The 24,556-nt window shown below is 52.4% G+C and carries 24 protein-coding genes and 1 pseudogene; 16 read left to right on the top strand and 9 right to left on the bottom strand.

All coding sequences use genetic code 11. The annotated features are described in order from the left end of the window. Positions 1-407 precede the first annotated feature (407 nt). Together CSK29544_RS16020 and CSK29544_RS16025 are read right to left on the bottom strand one after the other, a co-directional pair. Entirely contained in the window at positions 408-782 is a 375-nt protein-coding gene (locus CSK29544_RS16020) for a cytochrome b562 (protein WP_013096889.1), read from the bottom strand. Positions 783-899: 117 nt separating this feature from the next. Continuing rightward, positions 900-1,838: a cation diffusion facilitator family transporter gene (locus CSK29544_RS16025; RefSeq protein ID WP_001198019.1), complete on the bottom strand. Its 939-nt coding sequence runs from the start codon at positions 1,836-1,838 to the stop codon at positions 900-902. 695 nt (positions 1,839-2,533) lie between these two features. Between CSK29544_RS16025 and CSK29544_RS16030 the strand changes: the two genes are divergently transcribed. Together CSK29544_RS16030 and CSK29544_RS24355 are read left to right on the top strand one after the other, a co-directional pair. Then, positions 2,534-3,148, top strand: coding sequence for a recombinase family protein (locus tag CSK29544_RS16030; protein ID WP_007890845.1), 615 nt, complete (start codon positions 2,534-2,536; stop codon positions 3,146-3,148). A 76-nt stretch (positions 3,149-3,224) separates the two neighbouring features. After that, the gene (locus CSK29544_RS24355) at positions 3,225-3,671 is read left to right on the top strand and encodes a hypothetical protein (protein WP_049027946.1); all 447 of its coding nucleotides are present in this window, start codon (positions 3,225-3,227) and stop codon (positions 3,669-3,671) included. 221 nt (positions 3,672-3,892) lie between these two features. Here CSK29544_RS24355 and CSK29544_RS16035 read toward each other — a convergent pair whose 3' ends face one another. From CSK29544_RS16035 to CSK29544_RS23210, 3 genes are all read right to left on the bottom strand, one after another. Further along, positions 3,893-4,480, bottom strand: a complete 588-nt coding sequence (locus tag CSK29544_RS16035; RefSeq protein WP_007890843.1) for an SLATT domain-containing protein — start codon at positions 4,478-4,480, stop codon at positions 3,893-3,895. Positions 4,481-4,485: 5 nt separating this feature from the next. Beyond that, positions 4,486-5,844, bottom strand: coding sequence for a nucleotide-binding domain-containing protein (locus CSK29544_RS16040; RefSeq protein ID WP_016537366.1), 1,359 nt, complete (start codon positions 5,842-5,844; stop codon positions 4,486-4,488). A 797-nt stretch (positions 5,845-6,641) separates the two neighbouring features. Next, on the bottom strand, positions 6,642-7,364 hold the full coding sequence (locus CSK29544_RS23210; RefSeq protein ID WP_023280002.1) for a YagK/YfjJ domain-containing protein: 723 nt from the start codon (positions 7,362-7,364) through the stop codon (positions 6,642-6,644). Between the two features lie 417 nt (positions 7,365-7,781). Here CSK29544_RS23210 and CSK29544_RS16045 point away from each other — a divergent pair. From CSK29544_RS16045 to add, 3 genes and pseudogenes are all read left to right on the top strand, one after another. Next, a pseudogene (locus CSK29544_RS16045) lies at positions 7,782-8,246 on the top strand (glucose PTS transporter subunit EIIB); the annotation flags it as partial. 13 nt (positions 8,247-8,259) lie between these two features. Further along, entirely contained in the window at positions 8,260-9,429 is a 1,170-nt protein-coding gene (locus CSK29544_RS16050; RefSeq protein ID WP_007891776.1) for a MalY/PatB family protein, read from the top strand. 105 nt (positions 9,430-9,534) lie between these two features. After that, positions 9,535-10,536, top strand: coding sequence for an adenosine deaminase (gene add / locus CSK29544_RS16055; RefSeq protein WP_004384907.1), 1,002 nt, complete (start codon positions 9,535-9,537; stop codon positions 10,534-10,536). A 14-nt stretch (positions 10,537-10,550) separates the two neighbouring features. On the opposite strand, the gene CSK29544_RS16060 is transcribed toward add, so the two are convergent. The 3 genes from CSK29544_RS16060 to CSK29544_RS24610 form a co-directional block, all read right to left on the bottom strand. Next, positions 10,551-11,549, bottom strand: a complete 999-nt coding sequence (locus CSK29544_RS16060) for a bile acid:sodium symporter family protein (RefSeq protein ID WP_007891779.1) — start codon at positions 11,547-11,549, stop codon at positions 10,551-10,553. Positions 11,550-11,699: 150 nt separating this feature from the next. Further along, positions 11,700-12,743 carry an oxidoreductase gene (locus CSK29544_RS16065; protein ID WP_007891783.1) on the bottom strand — a complete coding sequence of 348 codons (1,044 nt, stop codon included), beginning with the start codon at positions 12,741-12,743 and terminating at the stop codon, positions 11,700-11,702. 2 nt (positions 12,744-12,745) lie between these two features. Then, on the bottom strand, positions 12,746-12,916 hold the full coding sequence (locus CSK29544_RS24610) for a hypothetical protein (RefSeq protein WP_007891784.1): 171 nt from the start codon (positions 12,914-12,916) through the stop codon (positions 12,746-12,748). Between the two features lie 460 nt (positions 12,917-13,376). Between CSK29544_RS24610 and ydgT the strand changes: the two genes are divergently transcribed. The 11 genes from ydgT to gstA all read left to right on the top strand — a co-directional run bounded on the left by ydgT (position 13,377) and on the right by gstA (position 23,607). Next, entirely contained in the window at positions 13,377-13,592 is a 216-nt protein-coding gene (ydgT, locus tag CSK29544_RS16070; RefSeq protein ID WP_004384910.1) for a transcription modulator YdgT, read from the top strand. Positions 13,593-13,686: 94 nt separating this feature from the next. Then, positions 13,687-14,130, top strand: a complete 444-nt coding sequence (locus tag CSK29544_RS16075) for a DUF2569 domain-containing protein (protein ID WP_004384911.1) — start codon at positions 13,687-13,689, stop codon at positions 14,128-14,130. Between the two features lie 74 nt (positions 14,131-14,204). Beyond that, entirely contained in the window at positions 14,205-14,786 is a 582-nt protein-coding gene (gene rsxA, locus CSK29544_RS16080; RefSeq protein ID WP_004384912.1) for an electron transport complex subunit RsxA, read from the top strand. Beyond that, positions 14,786-15,364, top strand: a complete 579-nt coding sequence (gene rsxB / locus CSK29544_RS16085; RefSeq protein WP_004384913.1) for an electron transport complex subunit RsxB — start codon at positions 14,786-14,788, stop codon at positions 15,362-15,364. The genes rsxA and rsxB overlap by 1 nt, the downstream gene beginning before the upstream one ends. Continuing rightward, positions 15,357-17,795: an electron transport complex subunit RsxC gene (gene rsxC, locus CSK29544_RS16090; protein WP_046623076.1), complete on the top strand. Its 2,439-nt coding sequence runs from the start codon at positions 15,357-15,359 to the stop codon at positions 17,793-17,795. Before rsxB ends, rsxC begins: the two co-directional genes overlap by 8 nt. Further along, positions 17,796-18,848, top strand: a complete 1,053-nt coding sequence (gene rsxD / locus CSK29544_RS16095) for an electron transport complex subunit RsxD (RefSeq protein WP_007891790.1) — start codon at positions 17,796-17,798, stop codon at positions 18,846-18,848. It begins immediately after the preceding gene. A 9-nt stretch (positions 18,849-18,857) separates the two neighbouring features. After that, complete coding sequence (gene rsxG, locus CSK29544_RS16100) at positions 18,858-19,484, top strand: electron transport complex subunit RsxG (RefSeq protein ID WP_007849689.1); 627 nt, start codon at positions 18,858-18,860, stop codon at positions 19,482-19,484. Further along, complete coding sequence (locus tag CSK29544_RS16105) at positions 19,481-20,167, top strand: electron transport complex subunit E (protein ID WP_004386086.1); 687 nt, start codon at positions 19,481-19,483, stop codon at positions 20,165-20,167. Before rsxG ends, CSK29544_RS16105 begins: the two co-directional genes overlap by 4 nt. Further along, positions 20,164-20,799, top strand: a complete 636-nt coding sequence (nth, locus tag CSK29544_RS16110; RefSeq protein ID WP_007867501.1) for an endonuclease III — start codon at positions 20,164-20,166, stop codon at positions 20,797-20,799. The genes CSK29544_RS16105 and nth overlap by 4 nt, the downstream gene beginning before the upstream one ends. Positions 20,800-21,390: 591 nt before the next feature. Next, on the top strand, positions 21,391-22,890 hold the full coding sequence (gene dtpA / locus CSK29544_RS16115; RefSeq protein WP_029038937.1) for a dipeptide/tripeptide permease DtpA: 1,500 nt from the start codon (positions 21,391-21,393) through the stop codon (positions 22,888-22,890). Between the two features lie 108 nt (positions 22,891-22,998). After that, entirely contained in the window at positions 22,999-23,607 is a 609-nt protein-coding gene (gstA, locus tag CSK29544_RS16120; RefSeq protein WP_004386089.1) for a glutathione transferase GstA, read from the top strand. Positions 23,608-23,647: 40 nt separating this feature from the next. Here the strand turns inward: gstA and pdxY are convergent, their stop codons facing one another. Beyond that, entirely contained in the window at positions 23,648-24,508 is an 861-nt protein-coding gene (gene pdxY, locus CSK29544_RS16125) for a pyridoxal kinase PdxY (protein WP_007891793.1), read from the bottom strand. Between the last annotated feature and the right edge of the window lie 48 nt (positions 24,509-24,556).

Below are 24,556 nucleotides of genomic sequence, written 5' to 3' on the forward strand. Positions count from 1 at the left end.
AGGATACTGATGATTTATTTGCCGGAAAAAAGCATCTTAATGAGGGTCTCATACCGATGATGAAGACATTACGGGCATCAGTGTGTTAATCAACGGGGAGCAGGTCATCATGACCAACAAACAAAACACAGACTGACGCGTGACCACCAAATATAATTTGGCCCCCTGAATCCACCCCGCGCAACACCAATAGGTACTTAACTTATGTTGAGGCAACAAACTAAAATATGTAGCATTGATAATGCATGTTTGTTACCCCAACATTTTTATATGTATTTTGCAGATAAGATAACGTTGTGAAATTTCCTCACCAGTGCATAGCTATCTGCTTGATTACAGGCACGTGTATCATGTCAGTTCAGGGATATCTTTCCAGCATATCTACCTTCACCGAATAATTCCCGGTCTCAGTCAACACCTAGTTTATTGTGGTATTTTCTCATCAGACTGCCTAGTTTCTGTGCTGCAATTTTCCCGGCGTCAAGACCTTCCTTCTCAGCGGTACTTTCAACGGCAGTTACCTCATCAATTAGAAGTGACATGCCTGCAACATACGTTTCCCTGTCATACCCTTCTACAGGGCTGTTCAGGATGGACTCTGCTGTTGCTTTCAGTTCCCGCATATCTTTCCTGAAGGATGTAACGTCCTCCTCCTTAAGTGCTGCGCGGTAGCTTTTATTCATCATCTTCATGGCATGTTCAACACCGTCAGAACCAGCCATTACACAGGGGGATAAAAGAAGGGTGGCTCCTATCACAACAGTACGCATAATTTTTCTCATAATAGCCTCCATATTGTTTACTCTCGTTTTCACAGTCAGAAGGGGTAATATTGCGCAAAAAAATAATCCCTTCCCAATCTTCTCAAAAAACAGCAGCATTCATATTATTTTTCAGGATTATTTGCCCCCGCAACCAGGACTATTATCACCTTTAAAATAAGGGTCAACATGTGTCATAACATTTAAAACATGATGATTATCTAAAACTGATTTCCTGGCCAAAACAGCAATGTCATGTCCTACTTTCACTGATAAATCACCATCAATTTCCAGATGAACATCAACCACAACAAGGTCCCCCATTTTTCTGGTCTTGAGGTCATGGATGCCTTCGACCCCAGGCGTGGACAATAATGTTGTTTTTATACTATTTTCAGTTTCAATATCCACGGCCCTGTCCATCAAGTCATGAAGCGAATCTGACATAAATGAATATCCCATTCTGGTCACAATCAGTCCCACAACCAGTGCAGCTACCGGATCAAGCAATTTAAACCCTGATAAACTACCAATAATACCAATAGCCACCACCAAAGATGAGGCGGCATCAGAGCGGGCATGCCAGGCATTGGCAACCAGCATAGTGGATTTTACTCGGGTTGCTACTGCCAGCATATAGCGAAAAAGAAGCTCTTTGATAACCAGTGCGGCTAAGGCCACCCACAGAGCAACAATATGTACCTGAGGAATATCATCTGGTTGTTGCATTTTATTTGCTGCTGACCATAACATCCCGATGCCAACAATGAATAAAATTGTCCCCAGAATTAATGATGCACCATTTTCATAACGATGATGCCCGTAGTGATGGTCATCATCGGGATTTTTTTTACTTTTATGATTAGCAATAAGCACCACAAAGTCTGAAACTAAATCAGACAGAGAATGGATACCATCCGCAATAAGCCCCTGAGATCCGGAAAATACGCCAGTAATCACTTGCCCGGATGTCAGAAAACAATTAACAAGCACACTAACCCATGTGCTTTTACGGGCCGCGAGGAAACGCTCATGAGAACTAATATCAATATCATCCGTAAGTTTGTTTACCTGCACCTGAAACTCCTAATAACAGCATCTACAGTTAATACTAAGCAGCCAATACTACCCGGCCAAGTTCAGTTTTGGTATATGAAATTTTGAGGTACTGTGGTGAAAATATAAAAATGGTGAGATTTATTCCTGTAAAGACCGCGCCATGGTGGCGATAACATCTATTTATCATAACGCCTGAACATTAATTTATTCTGAACAGAAGAGAGAAGAAAAGTTGACAGTTATCACAACTATACACTTACGCCCAGTGTGGATGGGTTCAACAAACTAAAATTGCAAACCCGATTAACTGAGGAATTGAGCGCTCTCGAAGAGGAGTTGCTTTCGGGTAGCTGTCAACCATTGCAAAATGGTAAACAACATCCTTTGGGTCCCCAACTGTGTGGCCACTGTAGTGACTGTGGTGGGTGATAGAACTGGTCACATTGATGCCAGACTTTTTCGTGCCGCATGTATGGCACACTGAATTTGATTAAGACCTGCTGAAATGAAACCGGAGTGCTTCAGCTACAGAAACTGACCAAATCGTATACCCCAAGCAAGATCTGAATACCATCCGAACAATATCTCTTTTAGGTATACCTGATAAAGACCATGACACACAGTATCAATAGGGTTAAATTTGACTCTATTGACAATAAAAACACGCACTGTATCATATGGGTATCAATTTAATACTCAAAAGAGAATGCATAATGAATGTCCGTATCTATTGCCGTGCATCTACCGAAGGCCAACATGCTGATCGTGCATTAGTTAGCCTGCGCGAATTTGCGCAAAGCAAAAACTGGCAAGTAGCCGGAGAATACATTGAGAATGCCAGCGGTGCGAAGCTGGAACGTGTGGAACTGATGCACCTACTTGCCGAAGCACGGCCTGGCGATTTGCTTCTAATTGAAGCGATTGACCGTCTCAGTCGTCTTCAACATGAAGAATGGGCTGAACTCAAAGCTACGCTGAACAGTAAAGGACTGGTTATTGTTTCGATGGATTTGCCAACAAGCTGGCAGATGGTTGAAATGTCTGGTAACGACCTTACTAGCGGCATTCTTCGGGCAGTCAATGCTATGCTGATCGATATCCTTGCGACAATGGCACGACAAGATTATGAAACCCGCCGTAAACGCCAGGCACAGGGGATCGAGAGAGCAAAACTGGCAGGTTTGTATACGGGGAAAGAAAAAGATATGGAAGCCCGTGAAACTGTTCGCGAAATGCTGGCGCAGAATGTTAAACCAGCCCACATCATGAAAGCGGCAGGTATCAGCCGCGCCACCTTTTACCGAATCAAGAAAGAGCTTTTGTGTTAAAAACGGACTTGATAACAGTATTTGCTGCCCATATGTCCTGACTTTGAAACGCTCATATTATAATTAAGGATATCCCATGGTAGGTAACTCATTCTTCAAAGGTGTTGATGAAAAAATAGGCAGACAAAAACAAGAGCAGATTGAAGAAAAAGAAACGTTAGCCCAGGAACGAGAACGCTTATCGGAAATTATTGAATCTCTCGTACCAGAAGTTGAAACGTACAAAAATGGTTTACTTGAAAGAGGAATCCACGCTGAAATTTCTACATCTGCACGGCATATAAGCTTCAATATGAAGTATAAAGACGGCGGGAAGCATGAACTTTTATTATCAGAAACTGAGCGATTTGATGGCCGCTATTCGATAACGACATTTTCTACAAACGATAATGGTCGTACTTTTAGTTCTACAAACGGTGCATCTTATAGTTCAACTACTTGGTCGAATGATGATTTCTTTAAAGCTTTAGAACGGCATATCAATTATTTCTTGTTCTATGCGAATCGTCATGGTGGTCTTTAAACAACGAGCGTTGTATAACAAGCCTCGCTGAAGTGCGAGGCTTTATTTTATCCATACCGATGCTCGATTTCGATAACACCAACACATTCATCAAACCAGCAACAGTCAAATACTTTCATATATTCAGTCTAAACTGTTGTAAAATTTATCAATAGTCTGACTTTGACAAATTCATTTAATCTAATTCGTAATTTTACTTTTCAAATTAGGTTATGAATGCATCAAATCCAATTCAACCTGTGGCAGATCAAAAAAACAACCATACCTAAAATTATAATCAAAAATATTTTTAATGTATTTGGAAATTTATCTTTCCAAAAAGTTAAGGATAACTGTTCCTCAATCCATCGCTTCTCCAATTCACTGTAAAATTTATAGTGAGCATACCAATTACTACCACAAATTTGTTTAGTAATTGTGCTATTATCAAAATCTTGCATCAGAACTTCAAGTTCCTGAATATACTTAGCTGAATCTGGCTGGCTCTCTGATTTTGCATCGTAATACAGTCGTTCAATCTTTCTGAAGATGTCAGTTTGCCTTTTCCCCGCCTCTTCATATTTACTTTTATCACCATCATAGAAATTAATGTATAGGCTACCAATGCTCAGAATAATAAAAATTGCAGAAATATTCTTAGAACTCATTTCATCCATATAAAGACCAAGAACAGATACTGCGAGTGATATTATGCCAATCCAGCCAGGAAGCTTACTTACAATGTCAAATGTTGCAAAGGTTTTCTTTGCTCCGAACCCAACGTTGTATCCAGCAGAAGCAATATGATTCAGCAAGTCATTTTTTAGCATGTTTTTCACTCAATTGGAATGTCGATAGTAGCCTGGGCAATTACTATATGATTCTTAACGATATAACACCACACCTTATGACTACCTCTGAACTTTGTATGTTCAGTATGGGTAGTTTGACCTAAAATTATTTGACCTCGAATTTCATCACGTTCTTCAGCCTCTTTACCTCTATTCAATACTTTCCAGTATATGTCATAAGGTTCAGGAATCAGATCTAAACTTGCTTGATTGATCGAGAATGATAAAGTCTTATTAGGAGGTAACCAAGGTCGAGCTATATCCGAAAGGTAAGCTCTAATCGAGCGTTCCCTATACCCACTTTCTTTGACAATACAGTTTACTTCAAGTGGATATCTAATATCGACATCATCAAATTTTTCATCCGTAAATTCTTCCGTATTACGCCATGTGCGGGCAAAATATGATTCATTAACGAAATTATCTGACCCCAGCCCCAGAGAGTCTTGCATTTCCGTTGCTGCTTTAGGAAAAGTAAGTCCGAAAACTTCCCGCCAAAGTTCATGACATTTCTTTGTATAGCCATTCTCGTACGCGTCAATCGCTTGCGTGCATAGTTTGAAGGCACGTTTTGATTGTCGCTGGAAATTTTTGTAGACCTTAACCCTTTGTCCACTGCCTATTGCAGCATAGTGTTCATGAACGTCTTCTTTTTGCAAAAAATCAAAAAAGTCACGGCACATGAAACCATAACTAACCATTCCAGTTTCATCATAATCATCGGTTTGTTTAAGGAACCTCCATGCTAACGTGTCAATAAGAAGTCCTCCCATGTCTACTGTATTTCTGTTTTTCCAAGCTCGCAACATGCGACAAAGATTATGGAGATTACGACTTTTGTTATTTCGGAAATTCCTCATTTCGGTAATTTCCATACGAGGTTTAGTTACCCGCCACCCACCATTACCATTGTCAGCTTTCGTATCAGGGTATTTAAAATGATCTCCGTCAGCAAAGACTGGTTGCACCTCTATATGGAAAGAGTCAAAAACAATCTGCACTACTAATCGATCAACCTTGACTTCTTGCTGCGAAAAGGTTTGTTTTAAAGCATCTTTTACATCACGAAGTAAACGTCGTTGAGGATTCAAACCTACTTGATAAGCCTCCCACAACCCTGAAGGCATAATGTACAGCATATCTAAATCTGACGTTTTGCTGACCGCCGTACGACGACCTGCTGAACCAACCTTCAGTCGATTATTGAAACCGTTTTCAGTTTCCCGAAACCTTATGTTAAGCCTCCTTGTGGCATTTTTATAATGTGTTGCAATTGCCGTCATTCGTTCATTAGGTATTTTCAAATTGTCCAGGAAAATACGAAACATCTCTGCTGTTTGCATCTAATTATCCTTAACTGTCCAGAGGTTACACAATGTGCTGGTACTAACGCTAGTAATCACACCTTTTCATTACTTTCGTAAAATCAAGCACTTTTGAAGCCTGCATTTTAGAAAGCTTTAGAAGGCATACGGAGGCTAATGCTAATACAAAAAGTGTGTTTTTCATCCTTTTTCACACAATTACATAATCTCGAATAAAATACTAATTATATCAATAGACTACACATTGCATAGAGAACTAAAGAAGGTCTTGACCGAGCAAGGAAGGTAGGTAAAAGTTAGGCGGTTGCAACAGATATTCGTAAGCGACTTCTGGAAGCCAATATGAAGAGGTCTCAGCCAAGCAAAAAGTGGGATTAAGTCTTCCTACGATCAAAGGGAACTGGAACATGCATCAAGAATGACGGGCACGTTCCAACAACCCAAAAACAAGACCGCGAGCGAAGCGAGTTCCGTCAAGCGAAGCGAAGACGGATAGTTAGCGTTGATTAAAAAACATACGGAAATGTACTGTTTTTTCTATATATAAAATATAAATATTATAAACAGTACATAGTACACAGACACTCACTACGTTCGTGTCCCTCGCTGCGCTCGGAATTTTGAAGTAATGTATGAATGTATCAGCATAGCAACTATAGTTGAACTATCATGCATCTGACCGAAGCATAAAGTTAACCAGGAACAAATCATGCCTTAAAACGCTCTGAGCGAGGCTGTAAGCGATTTTCATGATATGGGTAATGCGATTGCATACCTTGGAAAGAAAAACGCGCTACGGGCTTCCTGTGCGATATTTACGAATTCAGTACTTTGCTACTCAATTTTGATGTTGAGTACATGCGCGTTCCCTTCCCTGTTTGCGCTTTACCGCGTTCTTTTGCCAGGTAAGAAAGCCAGAATACCGGACCTTCGAGTGATGAAGGATGTTCACGATGAATGACGTAGTGATCGGGATAGTCTTTAGTGGCTTTAGCCAAGTTTACCAGCGTTGCTTTACCACCTGTCAGTTTCATCCAGATTTCCGTAATAATACCAGCGATCCCTCTTTCTGGCGTTCCAAACCATCTTACCGAACGATGTGGAAGTGCAATCCAGCAATGGTAATGGGGTTGTGATGCCTTTTCCTGTTCGCAAACCCAACCGTAAGCAAAATCGATAATAGGTTCCGATAAACCGTTATTCCCAGACCCTAGGCGGTCACGTAATCGTTTGAACAAGTTGCGTATGTATTTGTTACCTGCTTCAACAGAAGTGAACTCAGGGAGGTGGAGATCAAAACGGGTAAGGAACACTCGACTGTAGAGCTTCAGGATTGCGTTCAGTTCGTTGATTGTTGAAATAAGTATGTCATGACGAACACCAGAGCCGATTCTTGTGTTAATCCGGTATGCATGACCATCATGAACAAAGGAGTTGCCATTAATTGTTTTGTAACGTCCGTGTTCATGGTAGACGGTACGAAAACTTGTTGCCGATAAAACCGACGATTCGAATAGGGTTTGTGATTGTTGCATCATTGTTAAATTAACCTTTTTGTACTCAGAAAGAGATCACACCCCTACATAGTTACTACCTAAAACCACGGTAAAACGATGGCATTTGCGATAGCGCAAAGCCGCCTTGCATCTGACGTTGGGGATGTTTTCGAGGAGAGAAATACTACGGAACAAAGTTTACGGAAATATTTATAATAACTCATTATCATATCAGAAGGAGTGAAAGGGGGCAACGGAAATCATGCCTTGATAAAAGAGGGATGATGATTGTGTGGGGTGTTGGTAACAACGGAGAAATTCAAAGGGATTTACAATCTTGTCTTTGGCTTCCTTCCGGCATACACAGTTGAGTGGGAGCTGTAATTTTCAACATTGCAGTAACCTGATTGTTCACAGTGTACATCGGCAAATATCAATTATACCCATTACACTTCAGTGAACACCGACGGCAATATTATCGATTTTGTGGTTTTCGGCGTACTGCACGGGCTTTCCACCAAATGGTACTGGGTGCCGGTCGTGGCAGGCGTCTGGTTCGTGGTCTATTACGCTATTTTCCGCTTCGCTATCGCCCGCTTTAACCTGAAAACGCCGGGCCGTGAGGCTGATACCGCGGCCGTGAATGTCGCGCCGTCAGGCCACACGGGGAAATCCGGCTATGACGTCCCGGCCATTTTGCAGGCGCTCGGCGGCGCGGAGAATATTACGTCGCTCGATAACTGCATTACCCGCCTGCGTCTTTCGGTAAAAGATATGTCTCGGGTTGACAGCGCCGCGCTCAAGGCGAACCGCGCCATCGGCGTGGTGCAACTGAACCAGCACAATTTGCAGGTGGTGATTGGTCCCCAGGTGCAGTCGGTCAAAGATGAAATGGACAGCCTGATGCAGACCGTGCAGGCGTAAACCGGGAGGCGACATGTTCGATTTTTCACAGGCCGTGGATCGCCGCGGCACCTGGTGCACCCAGTGGGATTACGTGGCCGACCGGTTTGGCGTGGACGATCTTCTGCCCTTTACCATTTCCGATATGGACTTCCCGACCGCGCCCTGCGTGCTGGAAGCCATATCGACGCGGCTGGCTCACGGCGTGCTCGGCTACAGCCGCTGGCAGAACCCGGCGTTTACCGGCGCGATTGCCCACTGGTACGCCACGCGTTTCGGCTGTGACATTCCGCGCGAGGCGCTGGTCTACGGGCCATCGGTGATTCACATGGTGTCGCAACTCATCCGCCAGTGGTCAGCGCCCGGTGACGAGGTACTGATCCACACGCCCGCCTATGACGCGTTCTGGAAAACCATTGAAGGTAACGGGCGCCGGGTGCTCGGCGCTCCACTGACGCAAACCACGAACGGCTGGCAGTGTGACATGACCGCGCTGGAGGCGCTTCTGGCACGCCCTGAATGCAAAATCATGCTGCTGTGCAGCCCGCATAACCCGACCGGCAAAGTATGGCAACGAGACGAGCTGGAAACCATGGCGGCGCTGTGCGCGCGTCACGGCGTGCGGGTGGTGAGTGATGAAATCCATATGGATATGGTCTGGAGCGATCATCCACATATTCCGTGGTGCGAGGTCGGCCAGGGGCGCTGGGCGCTGTTCTCGTCGGCTTCAAAGAGCTTCAACATTCCGGCGCTGACCGGGGCCTGGGGGCTTATCACACAGGCTGAAGACCGTGAGGCTTATCTTCAGGCGCTGAAAGGCCGCGACGGTCTCTCGTCACCTGCCGTGTTATCGCTGGTCGCGCATATCGCGGCTTACCGCGACGGCGCGCCCTGGCTTGATGCGCTGCGCGGTTACTTACAGGAGAACCTGCGTTTTGTGGCGGAGCAGCTCAATGGCGCGTTTGCGCAACTTAACTGGCAACCGCCCGAGGCGACGTATCTGGCCTGGATCGATTTACGGCCTCTGGGGCTTGATGACGAGGCGCTACAAAAGGCGCTGATTGAGCGCGGGAAAGTCGCGATTATGCCCGGATACACCTACGGAGAAGAAGGTCGCGGCTTCCTGCGGCTGAACGTTGGCTGCCCTCGCAGCAAACTGGAGCAAGGTGTGGAGCGGCTAATTTGCGCAATTCGTTCACTTTAAGTGCAAAAGGGGCCGTTGTGGCCCCTCTTTTGTTGCGCAACGTAGCATTCTTGCGGCAATTATTTTTATAATGGTATGCACTTTATTCTAAAAAAGAGTGCCATCATGATTGATACCCGCCTTCCCCTTACCGACCTTCATCGCCATCTTGACGGCAACATCCGCGCGCAAACTATTCTCGACCTGGGCCGCCAGTTTAATCTCGCCCTGCCCGCCGATACGCTGGAAACGCTGCGCCCGCACGTGCAGATAACCAAAAATGAACCGGATCTGGTGAGCTTTCTCGCCAAACTCGACTGGGGCGTAAAGGTGCTCGGCTCGCTGGAAGCCTGCCGCCGCGTGGCGTATGAAAATATGGAAGATGCCGCGCGCAACGGCCTGCATTATGTGGAACTGCGTTTCTCGCCGGGCTATATGGCGATGACCCACAACCTGCCGATAGCCGGCGTGGTGGAAGCCGTGATTGACGGCGTGCGTCAGGGCAGCCGTGACTACGGCGTTGACGCTCGTCTTATCGGCATTCTGAGCCGCACCTTCGGTGAAGAGGCGTGCGTGGCGGAGCTGGACGGCCTGCTGGCGCATCGCGACCATATCACCGCGCTGGATCTGGCGGGCGACGAACTGGGCTTCCCCGGCAGCCTGTTCCTGAACCACTTCAACCGTGGACGTGACGCGGGCTGGCATATCACCGTTCACGCCGGTGAAGCCGCAGGCCCGGAGAGCATCTGGCAGGCGATTCGCGAACTCGGTGCCGAGCGTATCGGTCACGGTGTAAAAGCGGTGGAAGATCCGGCGCTGATGGATTTCCTGGCCGAACAGGGTATCGGGATTGAATCGTGCCTGACCTCTAATATCCAGACCAGCACAGTGGCCTCACTGGCGCATCACCCGCTGAAGACATTCCTGGAGCACAATATTCTCGCCACTATTAATACCGACGATCCTGGCGTGCAGGGCGTCGATATTCGTCATGAGTATGAGGTTGCGGCACCGGCTGCCGGGCTGAGTGCGGCGCAGATCCGCACCGCACAAGAAAACGGCCTGAAAATTGCGTTCCTGACGGACGCCGAAAAACAGGCGCTGGTAGCGAAAGTCAGCGCGGCGTAAGCCGCGCCGCCAGGTCAGGAGGCAGAGGCCTTCTGACCTGTTTTCTGCTCGTTACGGCGCGCATAGCGCTGCGCCATCACCGCACAGACCATCAGCTGGATCTGATGGAAAATCATCAGCGGCAGAACCATGATCCCCACCTGGCTTGCCGGAAACAGCACGTTCGCCATCGGCACGCCGTTTGCGAGGCTTTTCTTGGAGCCGCAGAAAACGATGGTTATCTCATCCTCTTTATTAAAACCGAGCAGGCGCGACATCCAGACGTTAATCACCAGCACAATCGCCAGCAGCACCAGCGACACGACAACAACCGCCAGCAGCGCCAGACCCGTCACCTGATGCCAGATGCCTTCCACCACGGCCTCGCTGAAGGCGACATAAACCACCAGCAGAATCGATGAACGGTCCGTCATATTGATGAGCTTTTTATGCCTGTCGACCCAGCGGCCAATGAGCGGACGCGACAGATGCCCCACCACAAACGGCACCATCAGTTGCAGAATGATTTTCCCGATAGCTTCAAGCGTATCGGTCTCGCCCTGCTGGGCCTGCATCATGACGCCCACCAGTACCGGTGAGAGGAAAATCCCAAGAATGCTTGACGCCGACGCGCTGCACACCGCCGCCGCGACGTTGCCGCGCGCAACGGAGGTAAACGCAATGGCGGACTGTACCGTCGCAGGCAGCGCGCAAAGATAGAGGAAACCCATATAGAGCGATGGCGGCAGCACGCTGTGCGGGATGAACTTCATCGCCAGGCCAATGAGTGGAAAGAGTACGAACGTACTGAGAAAGACCATCAAATGCAGCCGCCAGTGCCCCATCCCGGCCAGAATCGCCTCGCGGGAAAGCTTCGCGCCATGCATAAAAAACAGCAGCGCGATGGCCGCCGTAGTGAGGTATTCAAATACCGTTTTGACACGCCCCTCGCAGGGAAACAGCGAGGCGACAATCACGACGCCAATCATAATCAGTAAAAATGTGTCAATTTTCAGGCGCTTCAGCCAGTTCATTGTCAGTTCCTTGTCATGTTGCAGGTTAATCTACTTTGCAACAAAAAGCCGATCCTGGCGAGTTATGCGGGTGAAACCGCGCGCCTGAGTGACGCGCCGTTTAAAATGGAAGAAGAATTGCCCCGGCGACGGTACGCCGGAGCGTAAGGCTTAACTGCGCAGGCAGACCGCGGCGCGGCGTTTCGCGGATTCAATCCCCGCTTCAATCAACTCCATCACGACGATGGCCTGACTTGCCGGAACCGGGTTTTCACCTTCGCCACGGATAGCGCTGCGCACGGCAGCGTAATAAGCCGGATAGTTACCCGGCACCGTCAGCAGCGTCTGTTCATCCAGCATCTCGCCGCGAGCCACCGTTAATACGCCGTCGCGCATGTCGTAACCCCAGTTTTCCTGCGGCGGACGCGTACCCGATTTCAGGCTTTCCTCCTGAGGATCAAGGCCAAACTTGACGTAGCTGCCGCGAGTGCCGTGTACGATATAACGCGCGGACTCCGCTGCCGCCAGCATCGTACCGTGCAGCACAACGCGCCGCTCCGGGTACGCCAGCACGGCGTGGAAATAGTCCGTCGCCTGCGCGCTCGGGCGCAACTCCGCGAGATCGACGTTGATACTGACTGGCAGCCCGAAAAGCTGCACCGCCTGATCCAGCAGATGCGGTGCCAGATCGTACCAGATGCCGCTGCCTGGCCCGGCCTGTTCGCGCCAGCGGTCACGCACCTGAGGGCGGAAGCGGTCAAAATGGGATTCGAAATAAGCGACCTCGCCAATTTGCCCTTCGGCGATAATCTGTTTGAGCGTCAGAAAATCGCTGTCCCAGCGGCGGTTATGAAACACCGACAGCACCAGCCCGGCGCTTTTTGCCAGCGTTTCCAGCTCACGTGCCTGCGACAGCGTGACCGTGAAAGGTTTATCCACCACCACATGTTTCCCGGCTTCCAGCGCCGCTTTCGCGAGCGGGAAGTGGGTATCATTCGGCGTGGGAATGACAATCAGATCAAGATGCGGATCGTTGAACAGATGTTTTGGGTCCGACACGACCCGCATTCCCGGCCAGTCGGCGTGGACTTTCCCCGCGTCGCTGCTGGAGATGACGGCAAGCTCCATCCCCGGCGTACCTGAGATAAGCGGCGCGTGAAAGGTTTTACTGGCGTAGCCGTAGCCGATTAATCCCACCCGGACGTTATCGTTCATGTTCATTCCTCTGCTGAGTTAACCCCTGTATTTGACACCATTCGCAACGCCGCCTCAACGCTTTCATAACCAAACGAAAATAAACGGCTTATTTCAGAATTTTCATCATTTTCTGCCTCGCGCCAGAATCTTTCTGGCGAAACCGCGCAGGCATTTCCTTCTTTGCTGTTCAATAGCGTCCGACTCACGATGCATCGTGAGCAATTTATTGTTTTGATGAAATAAGCAACACGACTTAAAAGAAATAGCGTGGTGTTTATCGCGTCAATAATGCTACGGCCTGAAGGAAGAATAAAACCGGAACGCGCAAGAGAACGTAGATAAAACACCTGGAAATAGCAGGTGTACCGCCAGGAAACGCGCGGTAACTCGAGTGACAGTGCCTGAATCCGGTTTACATATTGTCGTAAAAAGGCCGCCCGGAGGCACAAACAGGATATTGCCAGCTTCCATGAAGCGCGTTACTCTTTCTCTCCCGAAAGCCGGGCGTGCGTTAATTCTCAAGGAAAACTCTTAAATGTTATTCAGGCTTTTATTAAACCTGCATAATGCCATTTTTGCGTTTATTCTTTACCCGGCCCGCCTCTTCTGGCGAAATCTCATTATTATTTTATTGCGCGGATAACGATTAACATGACCGTTCAGGACTATTTATTAAAGTTTCGTAAAATCAGCACGCTTGAAAGTCTGGAAAAATTGTTCGATCACCTTAATTACACCCTTACGGATAATCAGGAAATTATCAATATGTATCGCGCCGCGGATCACCGCCGTGCCGAACTGGTGTCCGGTGGACGTCTGTTCGATCTGGGTCAGGTGCCGAAAACCGTCTGGCGTTACGTGCAGTAAGGCGTAAAGGTAGCAATCAGACAGAAAATCTTTATAATCTTTGCGCTGTAATTATTCTTTAGCCATTTGTTGAATTTATATCCCGGGAGGTTATATGACCGACGCGTCCCCGATGCGTATCGGAGGCTGGTTGCTCGCCCCTCTCGCCTGGTTATTGATGTCGTTACTCAGCACCACGCTTGCCGTCGCGCTCTATGTGATGGGGCTTGCCTCCCCGCAAGTCCATCAGGCGCTCAGCGCGCAAGGCACTACGCAAGTGCTTTTCTGGTATGGCTCGATGCTGTGCGCCATGGCGATGTGGGGCTATACGCTCTGGCTGACCGTCGCCTTTTTCAAATGCCGTCAGGGTGTGCCGCGCCACTATATTATCTGGCTGCTGCTGACCGTCCTGCTGGCGATAAAATCTTTTGCGTTCTCGCCGGTGAGCGACGCGCTGGCGGTACGTCAGTTGCTGTTCCCGCTACTGGCCGCCGCACTGCTGGTGCCCTATTTCAAGCGCTCTGCGCGCGTGAAGCAGACGTTTGTCCGGGCAAAATAACCTTACAGATTCTCCGTTGTCGCCCTTTGTCGTATGTCCGATAATGAGCGGCTTTTTTCGTTTCAGGTCGAATAATGACTGATTATTTACTGTTGTTTGTTGGAACGGTGCTGGTCAACAACTTCGTGCTGGTGAAGTTTCTCGGCCTGTGTCCGTTTATGGGTGTTTCCAAAAAACTGGAATCCGCGATTGGCATGGGAATGGCGACCACGTTCGTGATGACCCTTGCGACCATTTTTTCATGGATTATCGATCATCTGATTCTGGTGCCGCTTGAGCTGGTCTACCTGCGTACGATGGCGTTTATTCTGGTTATCGCGGTCGTGGTGCAGTTCACCGAAATGGTGGTGCGCAAAACCAGCCCGGCGCTTTATCGCCTGCTCGGTATTTATCTGCCGCTGATTACCACAAACTGCGCCGTGCTGGGTGTTGCGCTGCTTAGCATCAATCTTAACCATACCTTTATGCAGTCGGCGCTGTACGGTTTCTCCGCCGCGGTCGGCTTCTCGCTGGTGATGGTGCTGTTCGCCGCCATTCGCGAGCGTCTGGTTGTGGCCGACGTGCCGCTGCCGTTTCGCGGCAACGCCATCGCGCTGGTCACCGCGGGCCTGATGTCTCTGGCCTTTATGGGCTTTAGCGGGCTGGTGAAGTTCTGATGGAAATGATTGTTATCGCGGTTGTCGCGCTGACGCTGCTGGCCCTGCTTTTCGGCATGCTGCTGGGCTATGCCTCGCGCCGTTTCGCCGCAGAAGAAGATCCGGTGGTCGATCAGGTCGATGAACTGCTGCCGCAGAGCCAGTGTGGCCAGTGCGGCTATCCGGGTTGCCGCCCGTATGCCGAGGCGGTCGCCAACAACGGCGAGCAGATCAACCGCTGCGTGCCCGGCGGCGAGCCGGTGATGCAGAAAATCGCCACGCTGCTTAACGTCGAGCCGCAGCCGCTGGACGGGGACGCCGCCATGGCCGAGCCGGTGCGGATGCTGGCCGTGATCGACGAGCCGAACTGCATCGGCTGCACCAAATGTATTCAGGCCTGTCCGGTGGACGCTATCGTCGGTGCCACCCGCGCCATGCACACCGTGATGAGCGACCTCTGCACCGGTTGTAATCTCTGTGTAGACCCCTGCCCGACGCAATGCATTGAGCTGCGCCCGGCCGCCACCACGACGGATAACTGGAAATGGGATCTCAACACCATTCCGGTGCGTAACATTCCTGTGGAACAACATGCTTAAGTTATTTTCTGCGTTCAGAAAAGAGAAAGTCTGGGATTTCAACGGCGGCATTCATCCGCCGGAGATGAAAACCCAGTCTAACGGCACCCCGCTGCGCCAGTTGCCGCTGCCGGGCCGTTTTATTATTCCGCTCAAACAGCATATCGGCAGCGAAGGCGAGATCTGCGTAGCGCCAGGCGATAAAGTCCTGCGCGGTCAGCCGCTCACCGTTGGCCGTGGCCGGATGCTGCCAGTGCATGCGCCCACCTCAGGCACCGTAACGGCGATTATGCCGCACCCGACGGCGCACCCTTCCGCCCTGCCGGAGCTCTCCGTGATTATCGACGCCGATGGCGAAGACAGGTGGATTGCTCGCGACGGCTGGAGCGACTACCAGTGCCGCAGCCGCGAAGCGCTGATTGAACGTATTCATCAGTTTGGCGTGGCGGGCCTCGGCGGCGCCGGGTTCCCGACCGGCACCAAGCTTCAGGGCGGCGGCGATAAAATCGAAACGCTGATTATCAACGCCGCGGAGTGCGAGCCCTATATCACCGCTGACGATCGCCTGATGCAGGATTGCGCCGCGCAGATTATCGACGGTGTGCGCATCCTTGCCCATATTCTTCAGCCGCGCGAAGTGCTGATCGGCATCGAAGATAACAAACCGCAGGCAATCTCAATGATGCGCGCCGTGCTGCACGGCGAGCATAAAATTCGCCTGCGCGTTATCCCGACTAAATACCCGTCGGGCGGCGCTAAGCAGCTCACCCAAATCCTGACCGGCAAACAGGTGCCGCATGGGGGGCGTTCTTCTGACATCGGCGTGCTGATGCAGAACGTCGGTACCGCGTTTGCCGTCAAGCGCGCGATTATCGATGGCGAGCCGCTGACCGAACGCGTAGTGACGCTGACAGGCGAAGCCGTCGGCCGTCCGGGTAACGTCTGGGCTCGTATCGGTACGCCGGTGCGCCACCTGCTGGAACACGCCGGGTTTATCCCGACCAGCGAACAGCTGGTTATCATGGGCGGCCCGCTGATGGGCTTCACCCTGCCCGGCCTCGACGTGCCGGTGGTGAAAATCACTAACTGCCTGCTGGCACCTTCCGCCACTGAAATGGGCGCGCCGCAGGAAGAGCAGCACTGCATCCGTTGCAGCGCCTGCGCCGACGCCTGCCCGGCCGACCTGCTGCCGCAGCAGCTTTACTGGTTCAGCGTCGGCCAGCAGCATGATAAAGCCACCGCCCACAATCTGGCGGACTGTATCGAATGCGGCGCGTGTGCGTATGTCTGCCCGAGCAATATTCCGCTGGTGCAATATTTCCGTCAGGAAAAAGCGGAAATTCGCGCTATCGCCGAAGAAGAAAAACGCGCCGCGGAAGCTAAAGCGCGCTTTGAAGCGCGCCAGGCCCGTCTCGAACGTGAAAAAACCGCGCGCCTTGAACGCCATAAAAAATCTTCCGTACAGCCTTCAGGCCAGGATCAGGACGCCATTCAGGCGGCGCTGGCACGTGTTCGCGAGAAGAAAGGCGATGATCAGCCGATCATAGTGGCCGCCGGGGCGACACCGGATAACAGCGCGGTAATTGCCGCCCGTGAAGCCCGTAAAGCGGAAGCCCGCGCACGTCAGGCGGAGAAAGTGCAGCAGGAAATGGCCGCGAACAGCTCCGTACCTGCACACGAAGCAACGGAACCGGAAATTGACGCCAGCGCGGAATCCGTCGACCCGCGTAAAGCCGCCGTCGAAGCCGCCATTGCCCGCGCCAAAGCCCGTAAAGCGGCGCAGGCCGGGGAAAACGCGACCGCAGACGAAAAACCTGCCGAACCGGTCGACCCGCGCAAAGCCGCCGTCGAAGCCGCTATCGCCCGCGCCAAAGCGCGTAAAGCGGCGCAGGCCGGGGAAAACGCGACCGCAGACGAAAAAACTGCCGAGCAGCTCGACCCGCGCAAAGCTGCCGTCGAAGCCGCCATTGCCCGCGCCAAAGCGCGTAAAGCGGCGCAGGCCGGGGAAAACGCGACCGCAGACGAAAAACCTGCCGAACCGGTCGACCCGCGCAAAGCCGCCGTTGAAGCCGCTATCGCCCGCGCCAAAGCCCGTAAAGCGGCGCAGGCGGCTGAAAGCGCCCCAGCGGATGAAACGCATGCCGAACCGGTCGACCCGCGCAAAGCCGCCGTCGAAGCCGCTATTGCCCGCGCTAAAGCCCGTAAAGCGGCGCAGGCCGGGGAAAACGCGACCGCAGACGAAAAACCTGCCGAGCCGGTCGACCCGCGCAAAGCCGCCGTCGAAGCCGCCATTGCCCGCGCCAAAGCGCGTAAAGCGGCGCAGGCCGGTGAGCGCGCGCAGGCGGCGAATGAAGAAAATGAAGCGGACGATCCGCGCAAGGCTGCCGTTGCCGCCGCGATTGCCCGCGTGCAGGCGCGCAAGGCTGCCGAAAAGGTTGTTAACGAGGATTAAATGGTTTTCAGAATCGCGAGTTCCCCTTATACCCATAACCAGCGCCAGACGTCGCGTATCATGATGCTGGTGACGCTGGCCACCGTGCCGGGCATCGCCGTGCAGTGGTACTTTTTCGGCTACGGCAGCCTGGTGCAGATTCTGTTAGCCATCGTCAGCGCGCTTGCCAGTGAAGCGCTGGTCATACGCCTGCGCAAACTGCCGCTTAAAAGCCATCTTGGCGACAATTCCGCCCTGCTGACCGGCCTGCTGCTCGGCGTAAGCATTCCCCCGCTGGCCCCGTGGTGGATGGTCGTGCTCGGCACCGCTTTTGCGGTCATCATCGCCAAACAGCTTTATGGCGGGCTGGGTCACAACCCGTTTAACCCGGCGATGATTGGCTACGTGGTGTTGCTTATCTCATTCCCGGTACAGATGACCAACTGGCTGCCGCCTCAGCAGATCGCCGCTACCGCGCCAGATTTTCTCGACGCTTTACAGGTCATTTTCCACGGCGTCACTGCCAGTGGCGATACGATGTCGCAACTGCGTCTCGGCATTGATGGCGTGAGTCAGGCGACACCGCTTGATACCTTTAAGACCGGCCTGCATGCAGGTCATCCTGCCGGTGAACTGCTGGCACAGCCGATTTATGGCGGCGCGCTGGCGGGCCTCGGCTGGCAGTGGGTGAATATCGCTTATCTGGCAGGCGGCCTGTTCCTGCTCGCGCGTGGCACCATCCGCTGGCATATCCCGGTGAGTTTTCTGGTAACGCTCGCGGTGTGCTCGACGCTCGGCTGGCTTATCGCGCCGGAGAAATTCCTGTCGCCGCTGATGCATCTGCTCTCGGGCGCAACGATGCTTGGCGCGTTCTTTATTCTTACCGACCCGGTCACGGCCTCTACCACGAACAAAGGACGTCTGGTCTTCGGCGCGCTGGCGGGCCTGCTGGTGTGGCTGATTCGAAGCTTTGGCGGCTACCCGGACGGCGTGGCGTTCGCCGTGCTGCTGGCCAACATCACCGTGCCGCTCATCGATTACTACACCCGCCCGCGGGTTTATGGTCACCGGTAAGGAGAGCCCATGCTTAAGACGATTCAGAAACATGGCGTGACGCTCGCCGTTTTCGCGGCCCTGACAACCGGGCTGACCGCGATGGTTAATGCGCTGACGAAGACCACCATCGAAGGCCAGGCGGCGCTACAGCAGAAACAGCTGTTCGATCAGGTGCTGCCGCCAGAGATGTATGACAATGATATTCAGCAAAGCTGCTATCTTGTCAGTGCGCCCGCGCTGGGGCGTGGCGAAAAACAGCTATGGGTGGCGCGTAAAGGCGATACGCCGGTGGCGGTCGTGATGCAGGCAACCGCGCCGGATGGCTATTCCGGTGCGATACAGTTGCTCGTTGGTGCGGATTTCAAAGGCACCGTGCTCGGCACCCGCGTGACGGAGCATCACGAGACGCCAGGGCTTGGCGATAAAATAGAAACCCGCATCAGCGACTGGATAACCGGTTTTGCCGGCCAGGTTATCCATGGGCCGAATGATACTCGCTGGGCGGTGAAAAAAGATGGCGGCCAGTTCGATCAGTTTACTGGCGCGACGATTACGCCGCGTGCGGTCGTCAATGCGGTTAAACGCGCGGGGCTGTACGCGCAGACGCTGGAGCCGCAGCTTTCCACCCTGCCTTCCTGTGGAGAAAACCCATGAATGACGTGAAATCGATTCTGGTTAACGGGTTATGGAAAAATAACTCGGCGCTGGTGCAGTTGCTCGGCATGTGTCCGCTGCTGGCTGTGACGTCCACGGCGACGAACGCGCTCGGCCTTGGCCTTGCGACCACGCTGGTACTGACGCTCACCAACGCCTCTATTTCCGCGTTTCGGCGCTGGATGCCGGGCGAGATCCGTATCCCCATTTACGTGATGATTATCGCGGCGGTAGTGAGCATCGTGCAGATGTTGATAAATGCTTACGCGTTCGGTCTGTATCAGTCGCTCGGCATTTTCATCCCGCTTATCGTGACGAACTGTATTGTGGTTGGCCGCGCGGAAGCGTTCGCCGCCAAAAACGGCCCGCTGCTCTCGGCGCTTGACGGTTTTGCGATTGGCCTGGGTGCCACCGGTGCGATGTTCGTGCTGGGCTCGCTGCGTGAAATCCTCGGCAACGGCACGCTGTTTGACGGCGCTGACGGCCTGCTCGGCAGCTGGGCGCGCGTGCTGCGCATCGAGGTGTTCCACACCGATACCCCCTTCCTGCTGGCGATGCTGCCGCCTGGCGCGTTTATCGGCCTCGGTATGATGCTGGCGGTGAAATACCTGATTGACGAGCGTATGAAACGCCGCGCCGCGAAGCCGGTTGTCGTGGAGGCCGCGGCGGAAAAAGCGTCATGAATCAGGCAAAACGCATCGAAATCCTTACCCGGCTTCGCGCTAACAATCCGCATCCGACAACCGAACTGCATTTCACCAGTCCGTTTGAGCTACTGATAGCCGTTCTGCTCTCGGCGCAGGCTACCGACGTGAGCGTGAATAAAGCCACAGCCAAGCTCTACCCCGTCGCCAATACGCCCGAAGCGATGCTGGCGCTCGGGGTGGACGGCGTAAAGGAGTACATCAAAACTATCGGGCTGTTTAACAGCAAAGCGGAAAATGTGATCAAAACCTGCCGTATTCTTCTTGAGAAACACGGCGGCGAAGTGCCTGAAGACCGCGCAGCGCTGGAAGCACTGCCCGGCGTCGGGCGTAAAACAGCCAATGTGGTGCTGAACACCGCGTTCGGCTGGCCGACTATCGCGGTTGACACCCATATTTTTCGCGTCAGCAATCGCACAAAATTCGCGCCCGGTAAGAATGTCGACGCGGTGGAAGAGAAGCTGTTAAAAGTGGTGCCAGCCGAGTTTAAAGTGGATTGCCATCACTGGCTTATTCTCCATGGGCGCTATACCTGCATCGCGCGTAAGCCGCGCTGCGGCTCCTGCATTATTGAAGATCTCTGCGAATACGCTGAAAAAATGTACGATTAATTCACAACGCGGCGGATGTCACCTTTGTCACATCCGCCGCCCGATTAAGCTCCTGCAATCCGTCTCGTTAGCGTTTTTAGCCGTCCAAAATCCCGTCTTAAATCAGTTCGCCAGGTTGATCGTTTTTTTTCGACAGGAATTTTCTATAGATTTGTGAGAATTATCACACTCGCAACATTCTGTTAAATTTCCGTTGCATTATTGGGCTCAAAGCCTTGTGGCACCTCGGTTATCACCGTCACCAATAATATATATATCGGACATTCTCTGATAATCAGGTCTATATGACTACCTGACCGGCATTTCAGCAGAACATATAACCAAATACCGCTTCAGCGCCCGTTTCAGCAGTTAAAAAATCTACAATAGTCATTATCATGAAATTTAACGCTGAGCCTTAGCGGAACGACTGGCGGATTATCCCGCCCGGCTTATATGTAACAGATTATTACAAAAGCCTTGTGCCAGCGGTCAGGATAGTGAACATTACCCGCCGTTTCTCACTTCATATAACAATAAAAGCGCATGCCGCCAGGCACCACGCGCATACCACCCCCGCGGTTAATGCGGGCTGTAAAAAAAGAGGTATATGTGTCGACTGCAAACAAAAAACCAGCAGAAAGCGTGAGTATGAACGCTTTCAAACAACCGAAATCGTTTTATCTGATTTTCTCGATCGAGTTATGGGAGCGTTTCGGTTACTACGGCCTGCAAGGGATCATGGCCGTTTACCTGGTCAAACAGCTGGGTATGTCGGAAGCGGATTCCATTACGTTGTTCTCCTCCTTCAGCGCGCTGGTGTATGGCCTGGTGGCTATCGGCGGCTGGCTGGGCGATAAAGTGCTCGGCACCAAACGCGTCATTATGCTCGGCACCATTGTGCTGGCTATCGGCTATGCGCTGGTGGCGTGGTCTGGTCACGATGCCGGTATCGTTTACTTCGGTATGGCGACCATCGCGGTAGGTAATGGCCTGTTTAAAGCTAACCCGTCGTCCCTGCTCTCAACCTGCTATGAGAAAGATGACCCGCGTCTCGACGGCGCATTCACCATGTATTACATGGCGATTAACATCGGTTCGTTCTTCTCCATGCTGGCGACCCCGTGGCTCGCTGATAAATTCGGCTGGAGCGTGGCGTTCTCGCTGAGCTTTGTCGGTATGCTCATCACCCTCGTGAACTTCATCTTCTGCAAGAAGTGGGTGAAAGATTACGGCTCAAAACCCGACTTCGCGCCGCTGCACGTGGGCAAACTGCTGGCGACTATCGCAGGTATCGTGGTGCTGGTCGCTATCGCCACCTGGCTGCTGCACAACCAGGGCATCGCACGTATGGTGCTTGGCGTGGTCGCTCTCGGTATCGTGATTATTTTTGCGAAAGAGGCCTTTGCCATGCAGGGTGCCGCGCGCCGCAAAATGATCGTCGCGTTTATTCTCATGCTGGAGGCGATTGTGTTCTTCGTGCTGTACCAGCAGATGCCGACGTCTCTGAACTTCTTCGCTATCCGTAACGTGGAACACTCAATTCTGGGTATCGCGTTCCAGCCGGAGCAGTTCCAGGCGCTTAACCCGTTCTGGATCATGATTGGTAGCCCGATTCTGGCCGCTATCTATAACAAGCTGGGCGACCGCCTGCCGATGCCGTTTAAATTCACCATCGGTATGCTGCTGTGCTCTGGCGCGTTCCTGGTGCTGCCGCTGGGCGCGAAATTCGCCTCGGATGCCGGTATCGTCTTCGTAAACTGGCTTATTCTGAGCTACGCGCTGCAGAGTATCGGCGAACTGATGATTTCCGGCCTCGGCCTTGCGATGGTTGCGCAGCTGGTGCCTCAGCGCCTGATGGGCTTCATCATGGGTAGCTGGTTCCTGACCACGGCTGGCGCGGCGATGATCGCCGGTAAAGTGGCTAACCTGATGGCCGTGCCGGAAAACGTGACCGACCCGCTGCAGTCGCTGGACGTTTACGGCCGCGTCTTCATGCAGATTGGTATCGCCACCGGCGTAATCGCCGTGCTGATGCTGCTCACGGCTCCCCTGCTGAACCGCATGACGCAGGATGATAACGCGACAGAAACGGATACCGCACACGCGTAACCGTTCGGGAAACGTTGTTCAGGCCGTCAGATTTCATGCTGGCGGCTTTTTTTTTACCCGTTCGCGCTCTACCATAATTTGGTTTATTCATGAGAAGGGAGCATTGCCATGAAACTGTTTTACAAAGCCGGCGCGTGTTCGCTTTCGCCGCACATCATTCTGCGCGAAGCCAATATCGATTTTACGCTGGTGGCGGTGGATCTGGCCGCCAAACGCACGGAAACTGGCGAAGACTATCTGACTATCAACCCGAAAGGTCAGGTGCCGGCGCTGCTGCTGGATGACAATACGCTGCTGACAGAAGGCGTGGCTATTGTGCAGTACATCGCAGATCTTGTCCCGGACCGTCAGTTGCTCGCGCCGGTTGGCAGTATGACCCGTTACCATACGCTGGAGTGGCTGAACTATATCGCCACCGAGCTGCACAAAGGCTTTACGCCCCTGTTCCGCCCGGATACGCCGGATGAGTACAAGACCATCGCACGCGCGCAGCTGCAGAAGAAATTCGCGTACGTGAATGAGGCGCTGGCGCAGAAACAGTGGCTGATGGGGCTGCGCTTCAGCGTGGCGGATGCATATCTGTTTACCGTGCTGAACTGGGCGAAAGCGGTCGGACTTGAGATGCAGGCGTTTGACAATATCGCTGACTACCATGCCCGCGTGAAAGCGCGCCCTGCCGTGGCAGCCGCGCTCAAAGCGGAAGGTCTGAGCGCGTAACACCTGTCAGCGCCGCGTCTGTTGCAGACGCGGCGTTTTTTTACAGTTTCACTGCCGTGAAGTAGTGCTCAGGCTGCGCGATGCCGTCCTGCGCCGCCACGACCTGCAATTCATACTCTTCCATGCGTTTGGTGGTCACCATGATGTCGTAGACCGCCGCCGTCACATGTTCCAGCGCCTCACGAAGCGTCGCGCCCTGTAACAGTTTCACCAGTAGCAGACCACTCGTCACGTCACCCACGCCAACCGGCTGACGCGCGCCGAAATCCACCAGCGGGCGGCTGATATGCCAGGCCTCGTCGGATGTCACCAGCAGCATTTCGAAACGATCCTGATGATATCCTGCACGCGCCAGATGTTTTACCAGCACAATTTGCGGGCCGCGGGCGATAAGCTCACGCGCGGTCGCGACCGCCTCATCAACGCTTGCTACCGCATGGCCGCTGAGCATTTCGAGCTCCAGCAGATTCGGCGCGATGATATCACTTGCCGGCAGCGCGAAACGCGCGTGAAACTCCGCCACACCCGGTGCCACGATGCAGCCCTTTTCCGGGTGGCCCATCACCGGATCGCAGAAATATTTCGCCTGCGGATTGGCCGCCTTCACCTGACGGACAATCTCCAGAATATGCTCGCCCTGCTCCGCCGACCCCAGATAGCCGCTCAGCACCGCGTCACAGCGCGACAGCTGGCCGATAGCCGCGATGCCCTGCACGATTTCCGTCAGATGCGACGGCGGCATCACCGTGCCCGTCCACTGGCCATACTGCGTGTGGTTGGAAAACTGCACCGTATTAAGCGGCCAGACATTGGCGCCCAGACGGCGCATCGGGAATTCAGCCGCGCTGTTGCCGGCGTGACCAAACACCACGTGAGACTGAATGGCGAGAATATTCTTCATGATTTTCCGGGTGAAACGAGAGGTCGGGTTAAAAATAAAGGGCGTGGT

Source organism: Cronobacter sakazakii (assembly GCF_000982825.1).
Lineage (GTDB): Bacteria > Pseudomonadota > Gammaproteobacteria > Enterobacterales > Enterobacteriaceae > Cronobacter > Cronobacter sakazakii.